Origin of the sequence: Winogradskyella sp. SM1960, from assembly GCF_020179375.1 — a bacterium.
Taxonomy (GTDB): Bacteria; Bacteroidota; Bacteroidia; order Flavobacteriales; family Flavobacteriaceae; genus Winogradskyella; species Winogradskyella marina.
Window position 1 is genome coordinate 1 of sequence record NZ_JAICBG010000018.1, and the last position, 5,608, is coordinate 5,608.

The window sequence follows — 5,608 nt, forward strand, 5'->3', positions numbered from 1 at the left end:
CTCGCAAGATGAAAGTCCAAAACTCAATGATATCAATATGATTAGCGTTTTTCTCAAATTACTTACAACGTGTTTGTGTATGGTTAGTTGCGTGGTTAAGTAGCTAAGTTAGCAAACTTTTACGGACCAGAGAAAATTCCGCAGGAATTTTCGCAAGTAGGCAATAACAAAGCAATTAATTATACACGGTGTTGTCTGTAGTTTTTTATTTCCAGTTTCTAAAATCAGTATATAAAAGTCCATTATCAGATAAAATCAGCCTATTATATTCTGTATTACTTCTTTTATCGAGAAAGGTCAAGTTAATATTTATCATACAGTTGTATTTTCTTAAATCTGTTGTTAATGAACGTTCCAATTTTCCATTGTTATCGACAATTTCATAATATGCAACTGGTTTAATAAATTCGATTGAATCGAAGCAGTAGCTTAATGTGACTCTAAAATTATCGGATTCAAATTCCCAATAATTCCCAGCAGAAACATCTTCAGTCAAAATCGAATTGCATATTTTGATATCCACTTCGGAAACTTGAGTTGAATCTGAAGCAGATTTAATTCTTACATTTTGTGTAAAACAAATGTCATTATCATTAATATTCCATTCTTTAATTCCAGAATAACCTCTTTTTTCGCTGAACACATTATTATTAATCCAATCAGAAATTTCTTTTTCCTCTATATTTCTAAATTCAATAGATTGACTTTTAGCATATTTCAAAATACTTTCTGAAACATCACTTTCTTTTACTGTGTTGAATTTTACAATTGCATCAGATGGACTTTTGCAGTTATTCGATTTTGAACCTACTATGGTCTTTTCTTTATCAACTTTACATCCTAAAATCAGAAATGGAACAATAAAAAATAATTTGAGAAAGGTTTTACTCATAGGGTACATTCAAGGCCTTAACGCAACAAAAGTTGCAAATTGGTTATGGTACAATTTAATTTTTTCTTTCCAAAAAACCTAGATTTTTCGAAGGCTTTTTAGAAAGAAAAAATTAGACAGAGTTTTGTTCTAAGACTTCAAGAGGTGTTTTATAACCTAATACCTTTCTGGGTCTGTTATTAAGTTTACTTTGTATACTTTTCAGTTGATTATTATCAATACTTTTAAAGTCTGTTTTTTTAGGTAGATATCGCCTAATAAGTCCATTGGTGTTTTCATTGGTTCCACGCTCCCAAGAGGCATATGGATTAGCAAAATAAATGTCCATATTAGTATGCTTTGATAGCCATTTATGGTCAGCCATTTCAGTTCCGTTGTCATAGGTCATGGTTTTTGTAAGTTGGTTATCAAAACGATTTAATTCTTTGGCAAAAGCTCTAGTAACAGACTTGGTAGTTCTGTTTTTAAGACTAATAATTAGAGTGTATCTGGATTTACGTTCAACGATAGTTCCGATAGCAGATTTTTGAGCTTTACCTATAACCAGGTCACCTTCCCAATGTCCAATTTCCTGCCTGTTTTCAATATGTTCAGGTCTTTGAGCTATATTTATTTGATCTTTGATTTTAGAGCCTTTCTTACGTCTAGCTTTTGGTTTTCTTCGTCTAGATTTTTGATAGGGAAGAAGTTTTATAAGTTTTTTGTTCAGGCTGGCTTGTGGATGCGAATAGATGTGCATATAGATTGCTTCGTGCGATATTGTCATCACCATATCATTCGGATAATCAATTTTAATTCGTCCTGAAATCTGTTCTGGTGACCAGTTTTTTAAAAGACTTTTATAGACATAAAAACGCAGTAAAGAATAGGTGCCTATTTTGTCTAAATTCCGTTTGTTTAGATAGTCATCCTTAGCCAACCAATTGGCAAGAGAAGCATCGTATTTATCATTAGGATTAGATACCCATTTATTGACTTCTCTGGTTATGGTAGAACGTGAGCGATTAAGCTTATTTGCAATGAAAGATTTGGATTTATTCTCTTCCAAAAGCGTCTGAATAATGACACGTTCCTTAAGTGATAATCGTTTATGCTTTTTTGTATTCATACAACAAATCTAAAATTTTGATTTGTTGCGTTAAGTTATTGAATTCGGATAGTTTTGGTTAAATTACAGACAACGTGTTTGTGTATGATTAGTTGCGTGTTTTAAGCACTAAAGTTAACAAATAAATCACAGATAGAAAGTCCGCGAGGACTTTCGTAAATTGGCTAAAACCAGCAATTAATTATACACGGTGTTGGGCATAGTTTTTTTATTCGTAATACATTTTAAATTTCTCAAAAGTTTCTTGTCCAGGAATATTTACCGTCATTTCATAATATCCATTTTCTTTTGATAAAATCTGATAAATATATTTATCTCCTTTTACGCTAAAATTTGACCGTGTTTCATTGTTACTCTCCAAAAAGATTAATTCGAATTCTGTTTCGTTAATCCAATTATAAGTCAGATTTGAAAATGTATTATTAGAAAAAGAATCTGTCCATTTTCCTTTTTCCATTTTTACTCTTGTTGTATCTCCAGCAACTTCAAAATAATAAAATTCCTTTTGATTTTTAAATTCCTTTAGTTGCTTTTTTGAAATTTCGGGTTTTGGCTTTTTCGTTATTCTCGTCACTGTTTCTTTTGGCGGTTCCAATCTGTCTAATAAATTTCGAAATTCCACACAATTTTTTTGAAGTCTATAATAAACTTGTTGTCCAATTTTTTGGGTTTGTGATTGCTCAAACTTTCCTAAATATGGGTAAAGTTGCTTTTCGTATAAAGAGTTTATTTTAAGCGTATCATTTTTAATTTCCAAATTTTTCAGGAAATCACACATTACATAAGAAACAGAATCAATTTCTGTCATCGTTTGTGAAAATGTAATATTGGAAATTCCAATTAATAATATTATCAATATTTTCTTCATTTTGTTCAAATTATGCCCAACGGTTTTGTGTATGATTAGTTGCGTGGTTGGGTAGCTAATTTAGCAAACTTTCACGAACCAGAGAAAATTCCGCAGGAATTTTCGCAAGTAAGCCTAGAAAAGCAATTAATTATACACGGTGTTGTGCAACGTTTTTTAATGTTTTTCTACTTTTTCAAATTTTTGTTCAGTCAATTTTTCAAATGGTTTGTTTTTATAAAATCTATAATTTATAATAACAGAATCTATTTCAGTTTTTGTTCCACCATTTTCTAGTTCAATTTCTTCCATATCAATTCGAGTCAAGACGTAAGTTGAGTCATTTACAAATTTTCCATATTGGTCATATGCCCACATTCCATCTCCACCAGTTCCTGCAACGATATTATCACTTAATAATTTGTTTTCAGAGTTATATATTAAATAATGTAAATCGTGGCAACAACTTTCATCTCCCTCTATAATTGTTATTATTTTTTCAGATTTGTCATTTTTTTGGATTGAAAAGTACTGATAGTTTACTGGATAAATATTTTCACCTTTGAGTCTTTCATCTTGAAAATATTCAATTAATTTTTCCTTTGATGAAAACGATTTAAGGCTATCTACTATTTTTCCATAATACCAGCCTCTTAAGTCAAATTCATTAAGGTTTGAGTACTTGAAATTACTTGGGGCAATAAATACAGAATCAGAATTTTTAGTTTCTAAAGTTGGTTCTGCTTTTAATTCAGTAGATTCATTATTTATTGAAACTGGCTTTTTTTGCTCAACCTGTATTTTATCAGATTCAGATTCTTTCTTTTTCTCAACACAACTAAATGTCAGAAATATTAATAAATAGGTTAAAAGTTTGTTCATTAGTCAAATGTTGCACAACGGTTAGTATAAGAGCTGTAGCGATTTAAATACACTTGCTTTTCGTGTTACAAAATACTTATTAAAATTAACTGCGGTTCGAGTTTACACCCGAACCGCTATTGCTTTTATACCTTGTTATATGCAGGCTTTTCCTCAGTTTGAATATTTTATTTCTTTACAATTTACAAAATTAGCGATTATAATTCTTCAGAAAATAGATAAGCTTAAAATTTCATTTATTTGGACTTAAAGTTTTTCACCTGGCTATTTGTTTATTTTAACTTTATGTCCTTGTACGTTATTTATTCCAAAAAGTCACAGATAAGCTTTGCCGTTTCATTTGGCTTTTCAGCAAGAATAAAGTGTCCACAATCTTCTAATTTTTTGAGTTGTAAGTCTGTTGTAGAGTTTGTTAACGACATTTGTAACATTTCATATCCACTTCCACCAATTCCCAATACTGGTATGTTTAGTTTTTCGTACGTTTTACTGTCTTCAATGTCTTGAGGAAAAGATTGATACCAAGCATTTGAAGCCCGAATTGCATCTTTGCTATTATAAGTAGAAGCATAAACGGATTTGTCGAAATCATTCATACTTTTTTGGTCTTTCAATAAGTTTTTAAACAACCATTCTATAACGATATTCATACGTCCCTCAAGAAGTTGTTCGGGAAGTTCTTTTACCTGATTAAATGCAAGCCACCAAGGATACAGATAATTTGCTCCCAAAACAGGTAACATCGGCAATTGATACATTCCTGTATCGGGGTGTGGGGTATCCACCATAATTAATTTGGATGCTGTCTCTGAATAGTTTACTGCAAAACTAAATGCTACGTGTGCACCGATATCGTGTCCACCAATATATACTTTATCAAACCCTAACTTTTTTACAAGTTCAAAAATATCCTTAGCCATATTCTTTTTCTCATATCCAGCCATCGGCTTGTCTGAATTACCCATTCCTCGCATTTCGACAACTATAACACGATATTTTTTGGCAAGTATTGGCATTACTTTATGATAAGCCCACCAAGTTTCAGGATAGCCCGGTATTAAAATCAATGGTTCGCCTTGTCCGCCTATAACATAGTGTAGTTTAGTTCCATTTACTTCAGCATAATAATTGGTAAAATCTGGCAAGGTCTTGATTAATTCTTCGGAGTTAAAATTTTTGTTATCTGTCATACTATTAAATTTTGTAAATTTTGTAAATGGAAAAGGCATTGCTAATGCTGTTAATGCAATTCCTCCTTGTTTTATGATTTCCCGTCTGTTCATAATCAGATTTATTTTAGTTCTCAACTTGTAAAGTGTAAAATTAAGAACTATGTTTGTAACCTACAAGTATGTAGTATACTGTATAGTTTGTTATTTTTTTTAAATTATTGAAAATGAAGTTAATAAATCAACTTTCTAAAGAAACAGGTATTCCAATTGGAACAATTCGCTTTTATGAAAAAAGCGGACTTATTAGTGGTCAAACTAAGAAAGAAGTAACCACAAATAATTATGTCTATTATAACGAAGAAACCATCGAAAAACTTAGATTTATTCAAATGGCAAAAGCTGTTGGTTTTACCCTTGCCGAAATAAAAGAGGTTGTTGATACTTGGTATAAGAAGCAATTAAGTAAAACAGCAAAAATTAATGTTTTAAATAAAAAATTGCTGCAAATAGAAGAGAAAATGAAAGAATTGAAAGCAATCAAAAAGCAAATAGCAATTTGTAAATCAAATATTGAGAATGAAATTGATTAAAGTCTTTTCGGTTATTTAGATTTTTTTTCAGCTTGCATATAATGAATATATATATGAATAGTAAGGGATTTGAAACACCTTACCTTCGGGTTTTCAATAAGCCAATTTAGTAAATAA

General features: G+C 30.7%; 6 protein-coding genes. 1 reads left to right on the forward strand and 5 read right to left on the reverse strand.

The features are described from left to right. Positions 1 to 205: 205 nt before the first annotated feature. The 5 genes from K1X16_RS17515 to K1X16_RS17535 form a co-directional block, all read right to left on the reverse strand. Positions 206 to 892, reverse strand: coding sequence for a hypothetical protein (locus K1X16_RS17515; protein WP_225037372.1), 687 nt, complete (start codon positions 890 to 892; stop codon positions 206 to 208). 112 nt (positions 893 to 1,004) lie between these two features. Continuing rightward, positions 1,005 to 2,000, reverse strand: coding sequence for an IS30 family transposase (locus K1X16_RS17520; RefSeq protein ID WP_225037373.1), 996 nt, complete (start codon positions 1,998 to 2,000; stop codon positions 1,005 to 1,007). 208 nt (positions 2,001 to 2,208) lie between these two features. Then, positions 2,209 to 2,856 carry a hypothetical protein gene (locus K1X16_RS17525; RefSeq protein WP_225037374.1) on the reverse strand — a complete coding sequence of 216 codons (648 nt, stop codon included), beginning with the start codon at positions 2,854 to 2,856 and terminating at the stop codon, positions 2,209 to 2,211. Between the two features lie 168 nt (positions 2,857 to 3,024). Continuing rightward, positions 3,025 to 3,729, reverse strand: coding sequence for a hypothetical protein (locus tag K1X16_RS17530; RefSeq protein ID WP_225037375.1), 705 nt, complete (start codon positions 3,727 to 3,729; stop codon positions 3,025 to 3,027). 302 nt (positions 3,730 to 4,031) lie between these two features. Continuing rightward, positions 4,032 to 5,012 (reverse strand): alpha/beta fold hydrolase, encoded by a 981-nt coding sequence (locus tag K1X16_RS17535; protein WP_225037376.1) that lies wholly within the window; start codon positions 5,010 to 5,012, stop codon positions 4,032 to 4,034. Between the two features lie 113 nt (positions 5,013 to 5,125). On the opposite strand from K1X16_RS17535, the gene K1X16_RS17540 reads away from it, so the two are divergent. Then, complete coding sequence (locus K1X16_RS17540) at positions 5,126 to 5,491, forward strand: MerR family transcriptional regulator (RefSeq protein WP_225037377.1); 366 nt, start codon at positions 5,126 to 5,128, stop codon at positions 5,489 to 5,491. Positions 5,492 to 5,608 lie beyond the last annotated feature (117 nt).

Coding starts and splice junctions, on each gene's coding strand:
- K1X16_RS17535 (WP_225037376.1), bottom strand. CDS start 5,012: ATGAACAGACGGGAAATCATAAAACAAGGAGGAATTGCATTAACAGCA.
- K1X16_RS17515 (WP_225037372.1), bottom strand. CDS start 892: ATGAGTAAAACCTTTCTCAAATTATTTTTTATTGTTCCATTTCTGATT.
- K1X16_RS17520 (WP_225037373.1), bottom strand. CDS start 2,000: ATGAATACAAAAAAGCATAAACGATTATCACTTAAGGAACGTGTCATT.
- K1X16_RS17540 (WP_225037377.1), top strand. CDS start 5,126: ATGAAGTTAATAAATCAACTTTCTAAAGAAACAGGTATTCCAATTGGA.
- K1X16_RS17530 (WP_225037375.1), bottom strand. CDS start 3,729: ATGAACAAACTTTTAACCTATTTATTAATATTTCTGACATTTAGTTGT.